Raw genomic sequence first — 17,719 nt, 5'->3', positions numbered from 1 at the left:
GCAGCTGGAGGTGTCATTTTATTGTCAGGTTGGAAAAAGTCAATTCAATGAAAAGATTTTTTAAATGCAAAAGCCGGTTAGCTTCAATTTCCTCTTCATCGAACTGCATGGGCTTTGAGTTCACTTCGTATATGAAGAGCGAACCCGATTCATCTTCCCCTATATCAATGGAAAATTCTCCGAGAAACCCGATTTTTTTCGAAAGAGACTCACCGCATTTTTGGGCGATATTCGCTAATTTTTGATTTAAGCTTCTTGATTGCAGGTCTTGATAAGGAAAAAGCTTACCCCCTCGGGGAGTGTGGGTGGTGATTTCCTGAGTTTGTGACATCCTTACTGCTTTGCCGGTCACTTTATAAAAACCTTTTTCATAATGGACGAGAATCCTGTAATCGTAACGATGACCAAAAATTTTTTTCGGTATGATCGCCTGTTGAGCAAGGTAGCTTCTTTTTAATAAATCCCTTTTTTTTGTTTCCCAGAATGAAGTGAAATCCGGAAAGGACTCACTATGCTTTAGGCTATTGAAAAAAAGTGTCCCATCAGGATTTTTGATGATGGTATAAATGCCCTTCCCTTGGCTTCCTTTGCATGGTTTAAGGTAAATATGCCTGTGGGTTTCGAGGAAAGCATCCAAGCAATCGCTGTTCCGCAGGATCATGGTGGGGGGGAGGTGAGTGGTGAGGGCCCCGTCTTCCGTTAATGCTTCGAACATTACATATTTATCTATAAAACAAGGGTTGAAAAGGTTAATTCGATATTCTTTAAAGTGGTTGATGAGACTCTGGAATTCTTCTGAAGCCTCATAGCCCCTCGATGGGATACGGTTATAGACGATGTCAGGGAGCGGCATCTTACACTCGATCCATTTGTTTGAAGTGGAGGAAAAAACATACCCTCTCAACGACTCGGAATGCAGGGCATTTCCTGTGAATGCATAAATCAAAATCCCGTGTTTCAATAAATATAAGGATAGGTCCCGAAAAAGGGTCAGGTTTCCACCCAAACCTGATTCCTTTTTGGGATTGGAAACAGTCAGTATTCCGACGACAAGCATCCGGTTACCTGGAAATATGGTGATAGGAATTAGGGGGTGATTCGAATGGTCCTTTTTATAGCTGATCTCCTCTTTGGCAGACCCGGCGAAAAGATCCGCATTCTCATGAGTGTGGTGCCAATTTTCAGTGCGGATATCGTAAAAAATGTTCATCGCGGCACACTGATTGATTTCGTAATCGTCTGTTCCGTAAGATAAATGGCATAATCAAGGCTGAGCTTTCTGGTCAGCAATTCGAAATCCTTGAGTTTTGGATGGGAGAAGATGGAACGTCCAGGTTTGGAATTGGCTTCAAACATCCAAACCTGCCCTTTTTTATCCAATCCAAAATCAAATCCTATTTCTGCAATGATGCCGTCCAAGTTCTTTTCTATACTGTCACTTAGAATCAGTGCGGCTTCCGATAGCTTTCGTTCGACTTCTTTCGCTTCATCGTCATCTCCAAACAATTCGGCGACCGTTTTGATGACACCCCCGCTTTTAATATGGGTCGTGACGCTACCGGCACCAGCGATTTTTGCTGCAATCGCGGACACCTGCCATTTTCCATTACTGTCCTTGTTCGTATGGACCCGGAAATCCACTGGACGTTTTTCAGATCGAATTAATGGGATCCCCTGCTGCACGATAAGGTTCTCAAGCGGCCGGTCGTGAAAAATATGTTTAACAATGGCTTCCAAAGTGGAAAACTTTTGCAGTTTATTTTCTTTTGCTTCATTTGTATAGCGGCAATAGTAAACATCCTCATGCTTATCATAAAGAATTTGGTGAATCCCTAGACCGAGGCTGCCGTGAATGGGCTTTATATAAACTTGACGGTAATGGGAAAGAAGGGTTTCCACCACGGACATGGATTGAAATGGATACGTTTCCGGCAAATAAGGCAGTGCCCGCTCATCTGCGCATAACCTTTCATTTACATCCCATTTATTGAAAAAACCAGGATTATACCATGGAATGGTATATTCTTTTTGAAATTTCTGCTTCACTTCTTTAGGTCCATCGCGGTTTTCCGTCAACCGGTTTGGGAGACGGTCATAGATGACATTAGGAAAAGGAAATTCATTAATGTGCCAGTCATCGTTATCAAACACATAACCTTTGATTGTCTCCTCATCCCAATTGATTACATTCTCTCCAAAAACAAAGGGGATACAGCCTGTGGTCCTGCTAAGCGAAAGGAGCTTTGCGAAAAATTCCGTTCTCTCCCCTAATGGTTTGTTTGAAAGGCCGGTGAATCCTGAGGAAAAGATTCCGACAAGCGGTCCGATATGGATGCTCTTGCCGTATATGAATAAATGAAGGGGAATATCGGTATGATCGAATATAAGCGATTCCGCAAGACTTTCCGATAGGACGATTGATTGATTGACGGCCGGGTTTTGTTTGACGATGGCAGGACATGAATGTCGTCCGAAATAAATTAATTCAATCTCTGCCAAATCTCCAAGCTCTGAAGGATAGTAGAGAACATTGCCAGGGGTAGCGGCAATTTCGGCAGGATAAGTCTTTCTCACTTTCTATTCACCTGCTTTCTGAAGATGTTCGGCTAAATACTGGCTATATTGAAACGGTGCGCGATGAATATCTTTCATGGTCTCCGGCTGAAGTGCCTGAATGATTTTCCTTCCAGGCTTCGAGTTAATATCCATTATCCATATTTGGCCTTTTTTATCGATGCCTAGATCAATCCCCAACTCGAATAACCTTTCAAAGACAGCTTCGGTTTTTACGGGCAGGGTGCGAAGGATATGCTGAATCTTTTGTTCGACAGCATTCGAAAACGTTTCCGGGTTCCTTTTGTTGAAAGTATCCAATGAAATGGCTTCCCCGCCTGTGGCAAGATTTGAGGTAATTCCGTCCTTTTGTCCCGTACGAATTCCGCGTCCCCGTTCCATCCATTGATTCTTCTCGTTTTTTTGAAGTAAAATCCGTAAATCGAATGGCTCGTTATTTTGGTTGCGAAGTTCCAAATATGGCTGGCAGAGGTAACGGTATCGATTTAATAAATGCTGCAGCCATTTGTTAAGCTGAGATTTGGAGGGGAATTGGCGGTCATATTTGGTGCCCTTTTTCGTCATGGATACCAAGGTCCCGTCTTCGGTTTTTGAAAGAAGATAGATTCCTGTACCACCTGCACCGAATTCAGGTTTGATGATGATTTTATCCAGGCGTTCCAAATGACCGGTAATATCTTCAGGTGTCGTCACTTTTACGGTCTCTGGAAAAAATGCCTGTAGGTGTGGATGGTTTTTTAGGATTTGGTACACTTCCCACTTACCAGGAAGGCCCAGCCCTAAGAAATTCGAGTTTTCTTTTAACCAATCGATTTTGTGTCGTGTTTCCGTAGACTCACGGACTAATCCGTGAAAACAGCGATCATATACAAAATCAGGTAAATCAAAAGATGTGGTGATCCAAGTTTCGTTCTCGGAATCAAAACGCTCGCCACGCACTTTTTTCAGATCCATATCAATATTTTCCGGTGAGAATTTACAAACTTTCATATTAAATGATTTAGCGTTTTTGGCTATTTCGGTGAAGTAGTTGTTTTCATGTGTATCCGACGCGGCCATTAATCCTATTAACACGTGCTAGCAACTCCTTTTATCGATGGTTTTCGCGGTTAAGGGCAAGCATGAAATCTATGATGGATTTTACTGATGGACGAAACGTTTCATAGTTGCCATGAAATTTTTTCGAAGGTTTTGAATTCACTTCGATGATCCATGGATGGGTATCGGTATCCAGTGCTAAATCGATACCTAGCTCACCGAATGAATCGTCATGGTTTTCGACCAAGGCCTGGGCAGTGTTGTTAGCCAGCCGTACGAGCTTTTGATATATGCGGCTGGCGTCCTGAAGGTCAAATGCTTCCTTTAGAAAATCCGGCCCATTTTTCATCAATCCGCCTTGTGCAAGATTGGAAACGATAGTACCAGGGTCCCCAATCCGGGCAACCATTGATGAAACTTTCCATTCAAGCTGATCGTTCCGGTGAAGAAGTATGCGGAAATCAACTTTTCTCTGATCGGTTTCGAATAGGGAAATACCTTTTTGAAGAATAAAGGCTTGTTTTCTGGAAAATATTTTTAAGGTTTCGTACAACTTTTCATCCGTATCAGCAAAATGTACATCCTGGAGATGTCCGGATTGCTCGATTTTCCATTTTCCAGCCACTTGCGTTAATCTGCAAATATTCCTGCCTTGGCTGCCTGATGCGGGTTTAAAGTAGATTACCGAATGCTTTTCTATAAATGTCAAGAATGATTCCTTTTGGTTAAAAAGTATCGTCTCTGGCAAATTTGGCAACAGGTCATCTTCTAAGATTAGCAGCTCATGTACATCATGTTTGGAGAGGAACCTTCCATTGAACATCGGTATTGACCGTTCCTCCAGTTCAGTTTTAAATAGCTTGAAAGAATGCGATTCCTCAAGTTTGCGCGAATGTATCCGGTTATAAAAAACATCAGGAATGGGGAGGGGCAAGGTTTGCCAGCCATCTTGCCCTGGCAGGTAGCCTTCCACAACTCCATCTTGAAGAGACTGCAATTTTACTAAATAGAAGGGGATGCCCTGCTGATTACAATATGATTTCATTTCCTGATAAAATTTTTCCATCTCGCCGAATGTCCCGTCTTGCAAGGGAGTCTGGTTCATGAGTGAAGCGAAGAATGGGCCTATTTTAATGGACCTTCCCTCCGCATGGTATGAGACGGAGATTGGATCGGAAAAAACGGGTAAGGATAAAATTTGGTTCATATCATATGAAAGTTTCAATGTAGGCTGGGATGATGGAAATGGCTGGACAAGTACCGGAACGGAACGACATCCAGCCATGATCGTTACGGGTTCTCCAAATTGAAGGCCCCATTCCTCAAATAGTTTTTCTTCGATAAACAGTAGCGCCTTCTTTCTAGTCTCTGCGGGATTTACCGTAATGAAAACTTTCTGATGGTTAAGGTTCATAATAATTCCCCGTTTGCACTAAGTTTGATATCCTTTTATACTTTAATGATGGGCAAATGTGGATAACACATTCTATGTTTTTTTAATTAGAAGGTGTCATCAAGCCTCTATTTAAGCAATAAAAGGAGAAATTTCATGGGTGAGTTTTGGGTAAAGATACTGTTTATGGTCGTCGTAGGTGCTGTAATAGGTGGCTTCACTAATTTATTAGCTATCAGAATGCTGTTCAGACCTTATAAACCAATCTATATTTTCGGGAAACAGCTGCCGTTGACACCAGGGTTGATTCCGAAGCGGCAGGATGAGTTAGCCAAACAGTTAGGCAAATTGGTGGTTGATCATTTAATCACCCCAGATAGCATTCAAAGCAAAGTCATCAATGAAGCCTCTTTACAGAATATGAAAATTTTTGTTCAGGCAGAAGTAAAGAAAGCATTGTCCACGGAAAAAAGTGCAGCTCAATTGCTTGATCAATTGGGAATGAAGAATTCGTCATTCACGTTAGACCAGAGGTTACAAGCATTCATTCTTGGTAAATATGAAACATGGTCGGAAGAGAACCGGAGCAAGAGCCTGAAGGATATCGTCCCGTCTCACATTCAGCAAAAAGCCCTCGACTCGATTCCTGATTTGTCACGTTTCATCGTGAAAAAGGGAAAAGAGTATTTTGACAGTGCAGAAGGCAAAAGCCGTCTTGAAGATATGTTGGATGATTTTTTCAAGGAACGGGGTAAGCTGATCAATTTAATTCAGATGTTCATTGGAAACGAAAAGTTAATTGATAAGATCCAACCGGAAATCCTTAAATTCTTAGAACAATCTCGAACAATTGATATATTGTCAGTGATGATGGTGAAAGAGTGGGGAAATCTCGAGAAATGGGATGTAGAGAAAATCGAGGGAATAATCGGTAAGGAAATGATAAAACAATTGATTAAAGAAAAAACGGCAGAAATGATGCCTCTCGCTGGCATGATGAATAAGCCGGTTCGTGAATTGACTGCCAATTTTTCGAACAACATTGTGGAAAAGGGTGTCCCGATCTTCGTGGAAAAAGGTGCCGAGTATTTAATCAAACATTTTCAGCCGCTTTTCCAAAAGCTTCGTCTGGACGATATCGTGGAAGAGCAAGTTTCGTCATTTTCGGTGTCCCGGCTTGAGGGCATGGTCGTTTCCATCACTAAAAAGGAGTTGTCGATGATCACATACCTTGGGGCCTTACTTGGTGGAATCATCGGATTATTTCAAGGTTTCGTAACTGTTTTGATAGGATGACGTGTAATTCGCAATCGGATTTGTTATAGTTGAAAAGGTGTAGGAATACAATGATTACCGGGAGGGGAAATACATGAGTAACGTATATGATGCAGCGTATGAAATGGAAAAGGCGATTAGGGCAAGTAATGAATATGCGGACTTGCAACGCTTATATGATCTTGTAAATTCTGATGAAGCAACAAAAGGAATGTTTGAAAACTTCCGTAATCTTCAAATGTCATTGCAGCAAAAGCAAATGATGGGACAGGAGATTGCTCCAGAAGAGGTTGAGCAAGCACAAAAGACGGTACAGCTTGTCCAACAAAATCCAACCATTTCACAATTGATGGAAGCTGAACAGCGTATGAGCATGGTCATCGCAGACCTCAATAAAATTATCATGAAGCCGCTTGAAGATTTATATGGCTTGCCTGAACAACAGCAATAAGCAGTTGGAGACTCCCTTCTATAATGGTTGGGAGTTTTTTTGTTCCCGAAATGTACCGTATGCAAGGGGTGTGAACTACTATTTGTTCTACTCTCTAAATTTTAGTCATAAATTTAAAAGAGGATATTACAGATGGGGGAGATCAACATGGTATATCGTCTACTTGCGGTCAATATCGACGGGACATTGCTCCAGTCAAATGGACGTTTAAATAAATCGACAAAAGAAGCAATCGATTATGTACACCAAAAAGGTGTCCATGTTGCACTTGTGACATCAAGAAACTATCACTCAGCAAAAAAAGTGGCCAAAGCCCTAAAAATAAATCCGATGATCGTTGCTCAACAAGGAGCGTTTGTCGGAGCTTCCATTGAAAAGCCCATTATGGTAAAAAGAATTTCAGAAGAACTGACTGCAGAACTCGTGCAAATGCTTGAAAAGACCACATGCCAAATTTTGCTCATTCATGAAAAATACTCGCTGGGCAATCGGGTGAACCTCCCGGAGAATTTGCTTGGCAAAACGGTTATGTATTTGAATGATCAAAATATTTATGCTCAAAATTATGTGGATGATATCAGTGAAGAGCTTATTGACAATCCGATGGCCCCGACGAAAATGGACATAATATTTTCAGAAAAAAGTGATCAAAATGAAATGCTGAAATTGATAAAGGAAATGTTCCCTGAGGTGGATGCAATCCTACATCCGGGCCATAAGCTAACAATTGTTCCAAAGGGCGTTTCCAAATGGAGCGGTGTATTGTATTTAGCTGATCATTTAGAGGTGAAAAGAACGGAAATCGTCTCGATTGGAGATGGATTGGATGATTTGGAGATGATTGCGGGTTCCGGTCTGGGTGTTGCCATGGGCAACGCGGATGAGGAAGTAAGGAAAGTGGCAAAATGGGTGACGCGCTCCAATGATCAAGATGGTGTTGCCTATATGCTTAGGGAATTTTTCCGGAAGCAGCATCCAATCGATTTTCTACAGAAGATGAATATGCTTAAGTGAATGGTGGGGCTCCTTCATATGGAAGGGGCCTCATTCACGTTATGCCGCTTTGCAAGGCTGGTATTTTTCATAAATAATTCTAAGCAACTTTCCATAAACTAAAGGAAAATCAGTAATGGAAAGGAAGAATTCAATGGGTATTATCAATGCGAAAGAAGTACAAGTCGGTGACGAGGTGTTTGTAATTTATAATAATCCCCATGTTCCTACCGTTTCGAATATAAGGGCAGCGGAAATTGTCCCGCATCCTAAAAATCCCAATGCAGTAGCCTTATTCCTGAACGATACATTTCATACGATTGAGGATGATGATGCTTTGTTCTCTTCGGAAGCAGCTGCGGAAAAAGCATACAGTGATTATATGGATAACTACGATCAGATGACTTGAAGTGGTGTTTACTTCGCTGTACTGGGAGAGAATGAACAAATGAAAGCCCCTGCTTTAAAGTGGGAGCTTTCATTTGTTTATTGGCTTGAAGCATCGAACACACGCAGCATTGCATGGATTTGCCCCATAAAAGCTTCCAAACTCACGAGTAAAAGCCCCGAACTCACGAGTATTTGGTTCAAACTTACGAGTAAAAGCTTGAAACTCACGAGTAAAAGCCCCGAACTCACGAGTAACGCTCGAAACCCACGAATAAAAGCCCGAAACTCACGAGTAAAAGCCCGGAACTCACGAGTAAAAGCCCGGAACTCACGAGTAACGCTCGAACTCACGAATAAAAGCCCGAAACTCACGAGTAAAAGCCCCGAAATCACGAGTAACGCTCAAAATCACGAGTAAAAGCCTCGAACTCACGAGTAACGCTCGAAACTCACGAGTAAAAGCCCGGAACTCACGAGTAAAAGCTCGAAACTCACGAGTAAAAGCCTCGAACTCACGAGTAACGCTCGAAACTCACGAGTAAAAGCCGGAAACTCACGAGTAAAAGCCGGAAACTCACGAGTAAAAGCTCGAAACTCACGAGTAAAAGCCGGAAACTCACGAGTAAAAGCCCGGAACTCACGAGTAAAAGCTCGAAACTCACGAGTAAAAGCCGGAAACTCACGAGTAAAAGCTCGAAACTCACGAGTAAAAGCCCGGAACTCACGAGTAACGCTCGAACTCACGAATAAAAGCCCGAAACTCACGAGTAAAAGCCCGGAACTCACGAGTAAAAGCCCGGAACTCACGAGTAACGCTCGAACTCACGAATAAAAGCCCGAAACTCACGAGTAAAAGCCCGGAACTCACGAGTAACGCTCAAAATCACGAGTATTTGCTTCAAACTTACGAGTAAACGTACCCATACTTACATGTCAGGAAACTTTGGTGATTAAAACATCATATTTGACTGGTAAGTTGCCGACTTAAATCTAAAAAACTGTCACTCATTTTTCAAGAAAAACAGAGTGACAGCTTGTGGATAAATCAGTTAGTAGATTTTTTAATGAAGAGTTTCATTGCGTGAATTTGTCCTATATGATTGGCTTCGTGCAGGACTACGAAATTAATGAATTCTCCAACTGTTTCCATTCCATTGAAAGGCTGTGCAGCTTTTTCTGTCAATCGTTCCTCCGGAATTTCAAGAAGTCGACCAAGTTGTTCTTGCAGTTGTTGCTTTAAAACTTCAACGGAAGGTACATCCCCGGTCCAGTCGGCGGGTTTTGATCCATATCCGAATAACTGGCTGTAATTCTCTGGCAAATCACTGTTGGAGTTCAATAAAAATTTTTCCGCTGCAGTAAGAACATGTCCAAGGTGCCAATGGATCGTATTATTAAAACCCTCAGGCTGCACATCCATAAATTCTGGATTGATACCCTCTATTTCTTTTAAAAGATTGCTGCGCATGGCTGTCAGTTGATTTTTCACATAATTCATTTTACATTCCCCTTTCAATCCTTTTTTCAAAACACTATCTCATGAAATTATAGCAAGGATATTTCAATATTATCAAATTTTAGATAAGTCTTTTCAAAAGGGGAAGGCTTATCAATTTACAATTAATTTCATTTTAAGGGTTGTAATTGTCAGATAATTTATTATAATTAAAATAATGTTAGGTAAACTTACATCACTATGTAAAGTTAAGGAACGGAATGTTGGGTCGGATAATGGTAATTAATTGAAACGATGCATTGAAAGAGTTGCTTCCGAACTTAAGGGGTAGGTATTTGGGATATTTAACGGTATAGATTGGTAAAAGGAGAGAGGGTATGCGTTTAACAGCAAGAGAACAGGAAAAGTTATTGGTTGTAGTGGCGGCAGATTTGGCACGAAGGCGAAAAGATCGAGGCTTGAAATTGAACTATCCGGAATCCATTGCCCTGATTACCTATGAAATTGTGGAAGGAGCCAGGGATGGGAAATCCGTATCGGAATTGATGCAATTTGGAAGGACGATTCTTTCAAGTGAAGATGTTATGGAAGGGATCCCAGAGATTATTCATGATATTCAAGTTGAGGCGACGTTCCCGGACGGTACAAAGCTTGTGACAGTTCATAATCCGATTCAGTAAAGGGGGAATCCCATGATACCAGGTGAATATATCTTGAAAAAAGAACCGGTCATATATAACGAGGGAAAAAGTCCAACGGTCATAACTGTCATCAACAGGGGAGACCGTCCGATACAGATTGGCTCACACTTTCACTTTTATGAAGTGAATCCTGGACTGGAGTTCAATCGTGAGGATGCTTTTGGGAAAAGACTGAACATTCCTGCCGGTACTGCTGTCCGTTTTGAGCCGGGGGATGCGAAGGAAATCGAATTGGTTCCATTCAGCGGCAAGAGGGAAGTTTATGGATTAAGCAATAAAACGAATGGTCCGCTTGATAGGGAGTGAAAATATGAGCCATGAAATGTCACGTAAGCAATATGCCGACATGTTTGGTCCGACAACAGGAGATTTAATCAGATTGGCAGATACCGAGCTTTTCATAGAAGTGGAAAAGGATTTTACAAAGTACGGTGATGAAGTGAAATTTGGCGGGGGTAAAGTGATCCGTGATGGTATGGGGCAACATCCAACCGCTACAAGAGATGAAGTGATGGATCTTGTTTTCACCAACGCGATCATCATCGATTATACCGGCATTTATAAGGCGGATATCGGTGTGAAAGATGGAAATATTGCAGCTATCGGAAATGCGGGAAATCCCCTATTGATGGATGGGGTGACAATGGTGATAGGAGCCGCTACCGAAATAATTGCAGCTGAAGGAAAAATCGTTACTGCCGGAGGGATTGACGCCCACATCCATTTCATTGCCCCGCAGCAAATCGAGACTGCACTATCAAGCGGGATAACGACAATGATCGGCGGGGGAACCGGACCTGCAACCGGAACGAATGCCACGACTTGTACTCCGGGTGCTTGGAATATACATAAAATGCTCGAAGCGGCAGATCATTTCCCTATGAACCTTGGTTTTTTAGGCAAAGGCAATTCCTCGGCCAAAGAACCGCTTGTTGAACAAATAGAAGCTGGTGCGATCGGGTTGAAATTACATGAAGATTGGGGTACGACGGCTGCAGCGATCGATACTAGTTTAATAGTGGCAGATGAATATGATGTTCAAGTGGCGATTCATTCCGACACGCTAAATGAAGGTGGTTTCGTCGAGGATACGATCAAAGCCATCGACGGCCGTGTCATTCATACATATCATACCGAAGGAGCGGGCGGGGGACATGCCCCTGATATCATCAAGGCGGCTAGTTATCCCAATATTCTCCCGTCCTCGACGAACCCTACCCGTCCATACACGATCAATACGTTGGAAGAGCATTTGGATATGCTGATGGTATGCCATCATTTAGATCCATCCGTTCCGGAAGATATCGCTTTTGCCGATTCCCGGATAAGAAAAGAGACGATTGCCGCTGAAGACATTCTGCATGACCTGGGCGTTTTTAGCATGATCAGCTCCGATTCCCAAGCGATGGGGCGTGTAGGTGAAGTTATCCTGCGGACATGGCAGACAGCCGATAAGATGAAAAAGCAGCGTGGCAAAATGTTGGAGGAGGCAGGGGAAGGAGACAATTTCCGTGTTAAGCGTTATGTTGCAAAATATACGATAAATCCTGCCATCACACATGGAATCTCTGATGTCGTCGGATCTGTGGAAGAAGGGAAATTCGCGGACTTGGTGCTATGGGATCCTGCCTTTTTCGGGGTTAAACCGGACATGATTCTAAAAGGGGGCATGATTGCGCACAGTATGATGGGAGATCCGAATGCCTCGATTCCAACGCCGCAACCCGTGTTATATCGCCCGATGTTTGCAAGTTTTGGAAAGGCCGTTGCGAGTACGTCGATTACGTTCCTGTCAAAAGCGTCATATGAAGCGGGAATTCATGATGACCTTGGGTTGAAAAAAATAGTGAAGACTGTCTCGAACGTTCGCAATCTTACAAAAAAAGATATGAAGTTAAACGGGGAGACCCCCGTTATAGAAGTTGATCCGCAAACATATGAAGTGACGGTGGATGGTGATTTAATTACGTGTGAGCCAGCGGAAATCCTGCCGATGGCGCAACGATACTTTTTATTCTGAGGTGATGGCATGATAGTTGAAGAAGTATTGGGAAATATAGAGTTTATTGAAAAAAAGGCGAAGCATATGGAAAAGGTTTATCTGGAAAGCGATGCATTAAGAAAACGGATACTAAGGGTTAAAACGGATCATGGAAATGAAATTGGGATACGCCTTAAAGAGAATAAGGATTTGATGGATGGGGACATCCTTTATATGGATGAAAATAATATGATTGTGATCAATACGATAGATGACGATATTTTGACGATCATGCCTACAACCCTAGGGCAGATGGGCGATATAGCGCATCAATTGGGAAATCGCCACTTACCTGCCCAGTTTGATGGCGATGAAATGCTTGTTCAATATGATTACCTGGTGGAAGAGCTTTTAATGGAACTTGATATACCGTTTCGCCGTGAAAAGAGAAAGGTGAAGCAGGCATTCCGTCACATCGGCCATTCACATGATTGAACGTTTGTTTCCGTTGATCCAGCTTTGTGATTCCAATTTTCCTTCTGGGTCGTTCTCCCATTCATTCGGGATGGAGACCTACATTCAAGAAGGGAAGGTACATGATGCAGCTTCTTTAAAGGCGTTTTTGAAGGTATACATTTCAAAATCTTTAACCTATACAGATGGACTGGGGTGCCGGCTTGCATATGAATTCGTAAGTAGTCATAGGGCTGAAGGAATATGGGATTTGGATGAGAAGCTTTATGCCGCATGTTCGGCCCGGGAATCCAGGGAGGCCTCGAAAAGAATTGGACAGCAGATGGCTAAACTATGCTCGAACTTATATCCGTCCGAAGAGTTATCTGCATACTTGAAGAAAATCCAAGGAAAACAATGTTATGGACATCCGGCCATTGTATTCGCGCTTGTATGTACCGAACTGAACATTACCGTAGAAATGGCCATTCATGCCTGTTTGTATGCAGGCGTATCCTCGCTGATCCAAAATGCAGTAAGAGGAATCCCTTTGGGTCAGACAGCTGGACAATCCTTGTTATTATGGACACATGATATTATCCAGACAGCTGTTGCATTCATTAAAGGACTTCCGGAGGATGAACTCGGACGGACACTGCCGGGATTGGAAATCGCTCAAATGAGGCATGAGCAATTACATGTAAGACTATTCATGAGTTAACCAGAAAAGAGGTGACAGATTTACCTCATATGGAGGTAAATCGATATAGATGAAACAAGTAGTCAAAATAGGTGTAGGCGGCCCGGTTGGTGCCGGAAAAACGATGCTTGTCGAGAAGCTGACACGGGTAATGGAAAAGGACTTCAGCATGGCAGTTGTAACGAATGATATATATACAAAAGAAGATGCGCTGTTTTTAATGAAAAATGGTGTACTTTCTGAAAATCGCATCATCGGTGTGGAAACCGGCGGCTGTCCGCATACAGCGATACGTGAGGACGCTTCGATGAACTTTGCAGCCATTGATGAATTGATGGAACTCCATCCGGAACTGGATTTGATTTTTGTGGAGAGCGGCGGTGATAATTTAGCCGCGACCTTCAGCCCTGAACTCGTTGACTTTTCCATCTATATCATTGATGTCGCACAAGGGGAGAAAATCCCCCGGAAAGGTGGCCAGGGAATGATTAAATCGGATTTATTCATTATTAATAAAACGGACTTGGCCCCGTATGTAGGAGCAAGTCTGGAAGTGATGGAGAGGGATACATTAACGACCCGAGGGGATAAACCTTTCTTTTTTACTAACTTAAAAGACGAAAAGGGATTGACTGATGTCGTGAACTGGATAAAGTCAGAGGCATTTCTTATAGGACTTGAGCAGTGAGCTGGACAGGCAGCATTCGCTTAAAAGCGGTACTGAAAAATGATCGTACAATAGTGAAGGATACTTATTATGACGGGGCATTCAAATTGTCCCGTCCTGTGTTTCTTGATGAACTTTCACCTACCTATTTTCTCATTCATGTTGGGGGCGGCTATGTAGGAGGGGACAGGTACCATCAGCTCTTTTGTTTGGAAGAAGGGGCTACAATGACGTTGACGACACAGTCGGCGACAAAGGTATACAAAACGATGGGTGAGCCGGCATTGCAGGAAACCGAGCTGGTATTAAAAAAAAGGAGTTTTCTTACCTATGTGCAGGACCCTATAATTGCCTATGAATCTGCTCGATATATTCAGAATATGACGATACATATGGAAAGTGGAGCGGGATTGTTGCTGACGGATATATTTACACCGGGATGGTCAGAAAGTAAGACGGAATTTACATATGATTGGATCCGCTCCAAACTAAACGTGTTCCATGATGGTAAAAGGCTTATAATGGACCACTTGCTTCTGAATCCTTCAGACGAGATGGACTCTGTGCTCTTATTGGAAGGATACAGTCATTTTGGCTCATTATTATTGATACATGAAGAGGTGGACGGGGAAATCATTAACGAACTGGATGAAATGCTTTCCCCGTTAAGAAGCAATGTTAGAATAGGTTTTTCCCGGCTGCCAATACGTGGTTTGATACTGCGGATATTAGCAAATCAAACTCAACAGATAGAAAAGGTATTTTCTGTTTGTGAGGATCTCTTCCGAAGGAGGGTCCTGCGGGAGGATGCAATCTTTTATCGTAAATATTAGCAAAGGGAAAGGAGGGGTTTTATGGAAATGAGTTTATTGCTGGTTTTAGCGATTGGATTTGCATTAGGCATAAAGCATGCCCTGGAACCCGATCATATCATTGCCGTTTCTACGATTGCGAGCCAAAGCAAGAAAATATGGAAGTCTTCACTTGCAGGCGTATTTTGGGGAATCGGCCATACACTTACTCTTTTGGTGTTCGGTGTCATCCTGATCCTTTTGAAAAACGAAATTCCGGAAGCTTGGGCAATGTCATTGGAATTTCTTGTGGGAATCATGTTGGTATATTTAGGTATCACGACGATTTTTTCTTGGAAGCAAACGGAGCAGCATGATCATACAGGACGGGCTACCTATCTGAAATCGATGTTAGTGGGAATCGTCCACGGACTTGCCGGCAGTGCTGCAATAGTCCTTCTTACTATGAGTACGATAGATGCAGCGTGGCAGGGGGTAATCTACATTATCATATTTGGTGTAGGTACTTGTATAGGCATGCTTCTGTTCACGACGATTTTAAGCATCCCCTTTGTCACAAGTTCTTCTTCCAAAAAAGTCAATCGTTCACTCATCCGATTGACAGGTGTGATAAGCACGGTTTTCGGAATCTATTATATGTACAATCTGGGTATCAACGAGGAACTATTTTCAGTTTGGTTTGGTTGAATGCAGGCTATCTGCCCAAGGAATACCGGGGTAAGGAACTCTCAAGTCAAAAGCTTGAGGGTTTTTTTGCTGCTAATAAATCAATAAACATTTCTATAACTCTTTTGAATGGACTAGTATAATGAAATATATTGGATAATTAATCCATTTAGGTATGAGGAGGTGGCATGTAATGAAAAGGAAACCATTCCTGCTTGCACTTAGCCTATTAGCAATAACGTTAACTGCAGGTTGTACAACAAAGCAAGAACATATTTCCATTCAAAAATATGAAGGAAAAAACTACAAATTCGAAGCATATAAAGAAAAGATAGAAATGGGGAAAACAGAAAAAACAAAAGAAATAGTAAAAAATGCTGATTGGGAAGAATTCGCATTGGAGAAGGATCATTCTAAGGCGGACTTCATCTTTTATTTTAATGATGAAAAAAACGAAAGTAAAATAGCCGTGTATTATGTTTGGGTTAATCCCGATGAAAATATTGTAGAATTGACGAAGGATGAACATAGCCAGTATGTACAGTTAAATAGAAAGGATTCTGAAATAATATTAAGACTGCTGCACTAATTAAAGGAAGAGATAGGCAATGCATGTACTTTCAAAAACCTCTAGACCAAGTACTTTGTTATTTATAGAACTCTCATGTGCTCTAATCGAATATCAACAGAGTTATTTAACATAGTCATCTTTTAAAGGGGTGGGGTAAATGAGGAAAATTACTTTGTCTAATGGAAAAACGGTTGAAGTCAAATGTTTAAGCTGTGCTTTGACAAGTGGGGAAGTAGAAGCCGAGGGTGGTGTAATAGTCGAATCTGAATATTTTCATGCTCACCTAGACGTTGCATATCCCATTGAAGGTTTAGTTATTTTAGTATCTAAACGCCATATTAAATGCGAATTAAATGAACCAGAAAAGGTTGATTACATAAACTTATTATCCAAGATTAGAAAAGCTCAAAGGGAAATATTAGGGATAGAACACGTTTATTATATTTAACCCAAAGCAATACCTTCAACTCCTCAGGTATGGTTTCTATCTGAATTTTAATTTGATTGGAGCGGAAGGTGCGAGACTTCCAATCAACGTCCAAATTGTTCAAGCCATAAAAAAACAGTAGGTAAACTCGATTTTGATCGAGTTTGCCTACTGTCCTGAGAAACCGGACTTCAATACAAGTCGGGTATCTTTCATTCTGCTCAGGCTGGGTCAGTCTTCTTATTCGTTGTCCTCAATAGTGGCATTGTGCAACAACGAAAAGAGCCACCGGACTTGATGATTTCGCTTATATCGACTTCAATGACTTCGTATCCGCGTTTACAAAGCTCACTATTTACCTGTTTATTACATGGAAGACTGAATAATTTTTTATTCCCAATCGAAAGCACGTTTGTTCCTAATGTGAATTGTTCTTCTTTAGTCACTTCAATCATGTCATAACGTGAAGCTAATAAATCCATCTCTTTTTTTGTAAAGGACTCTGGAAAAATAAGCGCCTCTGTCGGTGATATGATATTGAAAACACAATCTAAATGAAGGAATGTTTCAATGAAAGGAACCGCGATGATATCGTATTCAGGTAATAGGGTTTGAAGATGCTTGACGGATGATTCATCCGTTCTTTCACTGATTCCAATATAGATGGTCTTTCCGTCAATAAGGACATCCCCGCCCTCAATATGATTTTTGAGGAGGTTGAAAAATGAGATACCATTCGTTTCGAGCCAGGATTTCAATATTTGTTCTTCACCCTGCCGGATACCTGTTGCCAACTCAGCAACGTAAACGGTATTGCCAAGAGTGAAACCGATATCTCTCGTAAAGACTTGTTCTGGATATGTAAATTCTGGCGGAAGTTTTATGACTTCAATCCCTTCTTGTTCAAGAGCCTTTATAAATTGGGCGTGCTGCTTCAAGGCAAGTGCCTGATCGATATTTTCTTCTTGAAACTCTTTTTGAGTTTCGTTAATGATCTCCCTGATTTCCATATGACGAGGTTCACAGACGATCACCCGTGATAACTTTGAATATTCACTCGCACAATAAGCCTCTAGTTCTTCGTTTATTTTGTTTACCATAAATGAGCTCCCTCTAAATATAATTGTATCTTTACTATTTCCTCTTTTTTCTAGAAAGAAACATAAAAAAT

The 17,719-nt window shown here is 41.7% G+C and carries 22 protein-coding genes; 14 read left to right on the top strand and 8 right to left on the bottom strand.

Annotation, left to right across the window (positions count from 1 at the left end; translation table 11 throughout):
- Positions 1-13: 13 nt before the first annotated feature.
- The 4 genes from QUF86_RS26670 to QUF86_RS26655 are packed head-to-tail and all read right to left on the bottom strand — an operon-like array spanning position 14 to position 5,026.
- Positions 14-1,210, bottom strand: a complete 1,197-nt coding sequence (locus QUF86_RS26670; protein WP_289336158.1) for a YheC/YheD family endospore coat-associated protein — start codon at positions 1,208-1,210, stop codon at positions 14-16.
- A complete protein-coding gene (locus tag QUF86_RS26665) occupies positions 1,207-2,574 on the bottom strand; it encodes a YheC/YheD family endospore coat-associated protein (RefSeq protein WP_289336157.1) in 1,368 nt (455 codons plus the stop codon). The genes QUF86_RS26670 and QUF86_RS26665 overlap by 4 nt, the downstream gene beginning before the upstream one ends.
- 3 nt (positions 2,575-2,577) lie before the next feature.
- Positions 2,578-3,648, bottom strand: a complete 1,071-nt coding sequence (locus QUF86_RS26660) for a YheC/YheD family endospore coat-associated protein (protein ID WP_289336156.1) — start codon at positions 3,646-3,648, stop codon at positions 2,578-2,580.
- A gap of 16 nt (positions 3,649-3,664) precedes the next feature.
- The gene (locus QUF86_RS26655) at positions 3,665-5,026 is read right to left on the bottom strand and encodes a YheC/YheD family endospore coat-associated protein (RefSeq protein WP_289336155.1); all 1,362 of its coding nucleotides are present in this window, start codon (positions 5,024-5,026) and stop codon (positions 3,665-3,667) included.
- 135 nt (positions 5,027-5,161) lie between these two features.
- Here QUF86_RS26655 and QUF86_RS26650 point away from each other — a divergent pair, with 135 nt between their 5' ends.
- From QUF86_RS26650 to QUF86_RS26635, 4 genes are all read left to right on the top strand, one after another.
- Entirely contained in the window at positions 5,162-6,301 is a 1,140-nt protein-coding gene (locus QUF86_RS26650) for a DUF445 domain-containing protein (protein WP_289336154.1), read from the top strand.
- A gap of 73 nt (positions 6,302-6,374) precedes the next feature.
- On the top strand, positions 6,375-6,731 hold the full coding sequence (locus tag QUF86_RS26645; RefSeq protein ID WP_034314741.1) for a YlbF/YmcA family competence regulator: 357 nt from the start codon (positions 6,375-6,377) through the stop codon (positions 6,729-6,731).
- A 147-nt stretch (positions 6,732-6,878) separates the two neighbouring features.
- A complete protein-coding gene (locus QUF86_RS26640; protein ID WP_289317575.1) occupies positions 6,879-7,745 on the top strand; it encodes a Cof-type HAD-IIB family hydrolase in 867 nt (288 codons plus the stop codon).
- 115 nt (positions 7,746-7,860) lie between these two features.
- Positions 7,861-8,133 (top strand): transcriptional regulator SplA domain-containing protein, encoded by a 273-nt coding sequence (locus tag QUF86_RS26635; protein ID WP_353957687.1) that lies wholly within the window; start codon positions 7,861-7,863, stop codon positions 8,131-8,133.
- Positions 8,134-8,210: 77 nt separating this feature from the next.
- Here QUF86_RS26635 and QUF86_RS26630 read toward each other — a convergent pair whose 3' ends face one another.
- The 3 genes from QUF86_RS26630 to QUF86_RS26620 form a co-directional block, all read right to left on the bottom strand.
- Complete coding sequence (locus QUF86_RS26630; RefSeq protein ID WP_289336153.1) at positions 8,211-8,507, bottom strand: hypothetical protein; 297 nt, start codon at positions 8,505-8,507, stop codon at positions 8,211-8,213.
- A 36-nt stretch (positions 8,508-8,543) separates the two neighbouring features.
- Positions 8,544-8,921 carry a hypothetical protein gene (locus QUF86_RS26625; protein ID WP_289336152.1) on the bottom strand — a complete coding sequence of 126 codons (378 nt, stop codon included), beginning with the start codon at positions 8,919-8,921 and terminating at the stop codon, positions 8,544-8,546.
- A 238-nt stretch (positions 8,922-9,159) separates the two neighbouring features.
- On the bottom strand, positions 9,160-9,612 hold the full coding sequence (locus QUF86_RS26620; protein ID WP_289317573.1) for a DinB family protein: 453 nt from the start codon (positions 9,610-9,612) through the stop codon (positions 9,160-9,162).
- A 335-nt stretch (positions 9,613-9,947) separates the two neighbouring features.
- Here QUF86_RS26620 and QUF86_RS26615 point away from each other — a divergent pair, with 335 nt between their 5' ends.
- From QUF86_RS26615 to QUF86_RS26570, 10 genes are all read left to right on the top strand, one after another.
- Positions 9,948-10,250 (top strand): urease subunit gamma, encoded by a 303-nt coding sequence (locus QUF86_RS26615; protein ID WP_289317572.1) that lies wholly within the window; start codon positions 9,948-9,950, stop codon positions 10,248-10,250.
- A gap of 12 nt (positions 10,251-10,262) precedes the next feature.
- On the top strand, positions 10,263-10,577 hold the full coding sequence (locus QUF86_RS26610; protein ID WP_289317571.1) for an urease subunit beta: 315 nt from the start codon (positions 10,263-10,265) through the stop codon (positions 10,575-10,577).
- Between the two features lie 4 nt (positions 10,578-10,581).
- Complete coding sequence (ureC, locus tag QUF86_RS26605; protein ID WP_289336151.1) at positions 10,582-12,291, top strand: urease subunit alpha; 1,710 nt, start codon at positions 10,582-10,584, stop codon at positions 12,289-12,291.
- A gap of 9 nt (positions 12,292-12,300) precedes the next feature.
- Complete coding sequence (ureE, locus tag QUF86_RS26600; RefSeq protein ID WP_289336150.1) at positions 12,301-12,747, top strand: urease accessory protein UreE; 447 nt, start codon at positions 12,301-12,303, stop codon at positions 12,745-12,747.
- A complete protein-coding gene (locus QUF86_RS26595) occupies positions 12,740-13,426 on the top strand; it encodes an urease accessory protein UreF (protein WP_289336149.1) in 687 nt (228 codons plus the stop codon). Before ureE ends, QUF86_RS26595 begins: the two co-directional genes overlap by 8 nt.
- A gap of 49 nt (positions 13,427-13,475) precedes the next feature.
- Positions 13,476-14,093, top strand: coding sequence for an urease accessory protein UreG (gene ureG / locus QUF86_RS26590; protein ID WP_289336148.1), 618 nt, complete (start codon positions 13,476-13,478; stop codon positions 14,091-14,093).
- Positions 14,090-14,905, top strand: a complete 816-nt coding sequence (locus QUF86_RS26585; RefSeq protein ID WP_289317566.1) for an urease accessory protein UreD — start codon at positions 14,090-14,092, stop codon at positions 14,903-14,905. Before ureG ends, QUF86_RS26585 begins: the two co-directional genes overlap by 4 nt.
- A gap of 21 nt (positions 14,906-14,926) precedes the next feature.
- Positions 14,927-15,571, top strand: coding sequence for a HoxN/HupN/NixA family nickel/cobalt transporter (locus QUF86_RS26580; RefSeq protein WP_289336147.1), 645 nt, complete (start codon positions 14,927-14,929; stop codon positions 15,569-15,571).
- Between the two features lie 172 nt (positions 15,572-15,743).
- Positions 15,744-16,139, top strand: coding sequence for a hypothetical protein (locus tag QUF86_RS26575; protein ID WP_289317564.1), 396 nt, complete (start codon positions 15,744-15,746; stop codon positions 16,137-16,139).
- Between the two features lie 139 nt (positions 16,140-16,278).
- On the top strand, positions 16,279-16,569 hold the full coding sequence (locus tag QUF86_RS26570; protein WP_353957686.1) for an HIT family protein: 291 nt from the start codon (positions 16,279-16,281) through the stop codon (positions 16,567-16,569).
- Positions 16,570-16,769: 200 nt separating this feature from the next.
- Here QUF86_RS26570 and QUF86_RS26565 read toward each other — a convergent pair whose 3' ends face one another.
- On the bottom strand, positions 16,770-17,648 hold the full coding sequence (locus QUF86_RS26565) for a dimethylarginine dimethylaminohydrolase family protein (RefSeq protein ID WP_289317563.1): 879 nt from the start codon (positions 17,646-17,648) through the stop codon (positions 16,770-16,772).
- Positions 17,649-17,719: the final 71 nt, after the last annotated feature.

This window comes from Peribacillus sp. NJ11 (assembly GCF_030348405.1).
GTDB lineage: Bacteria > Bacillota > Bacilli > Bacillales > DSM-1321 > Peribacillus.
Note: the sequence above shows the minus strand (reverse complement) of the source record. Positions and strands in the feature narration are given on the sequence as shown.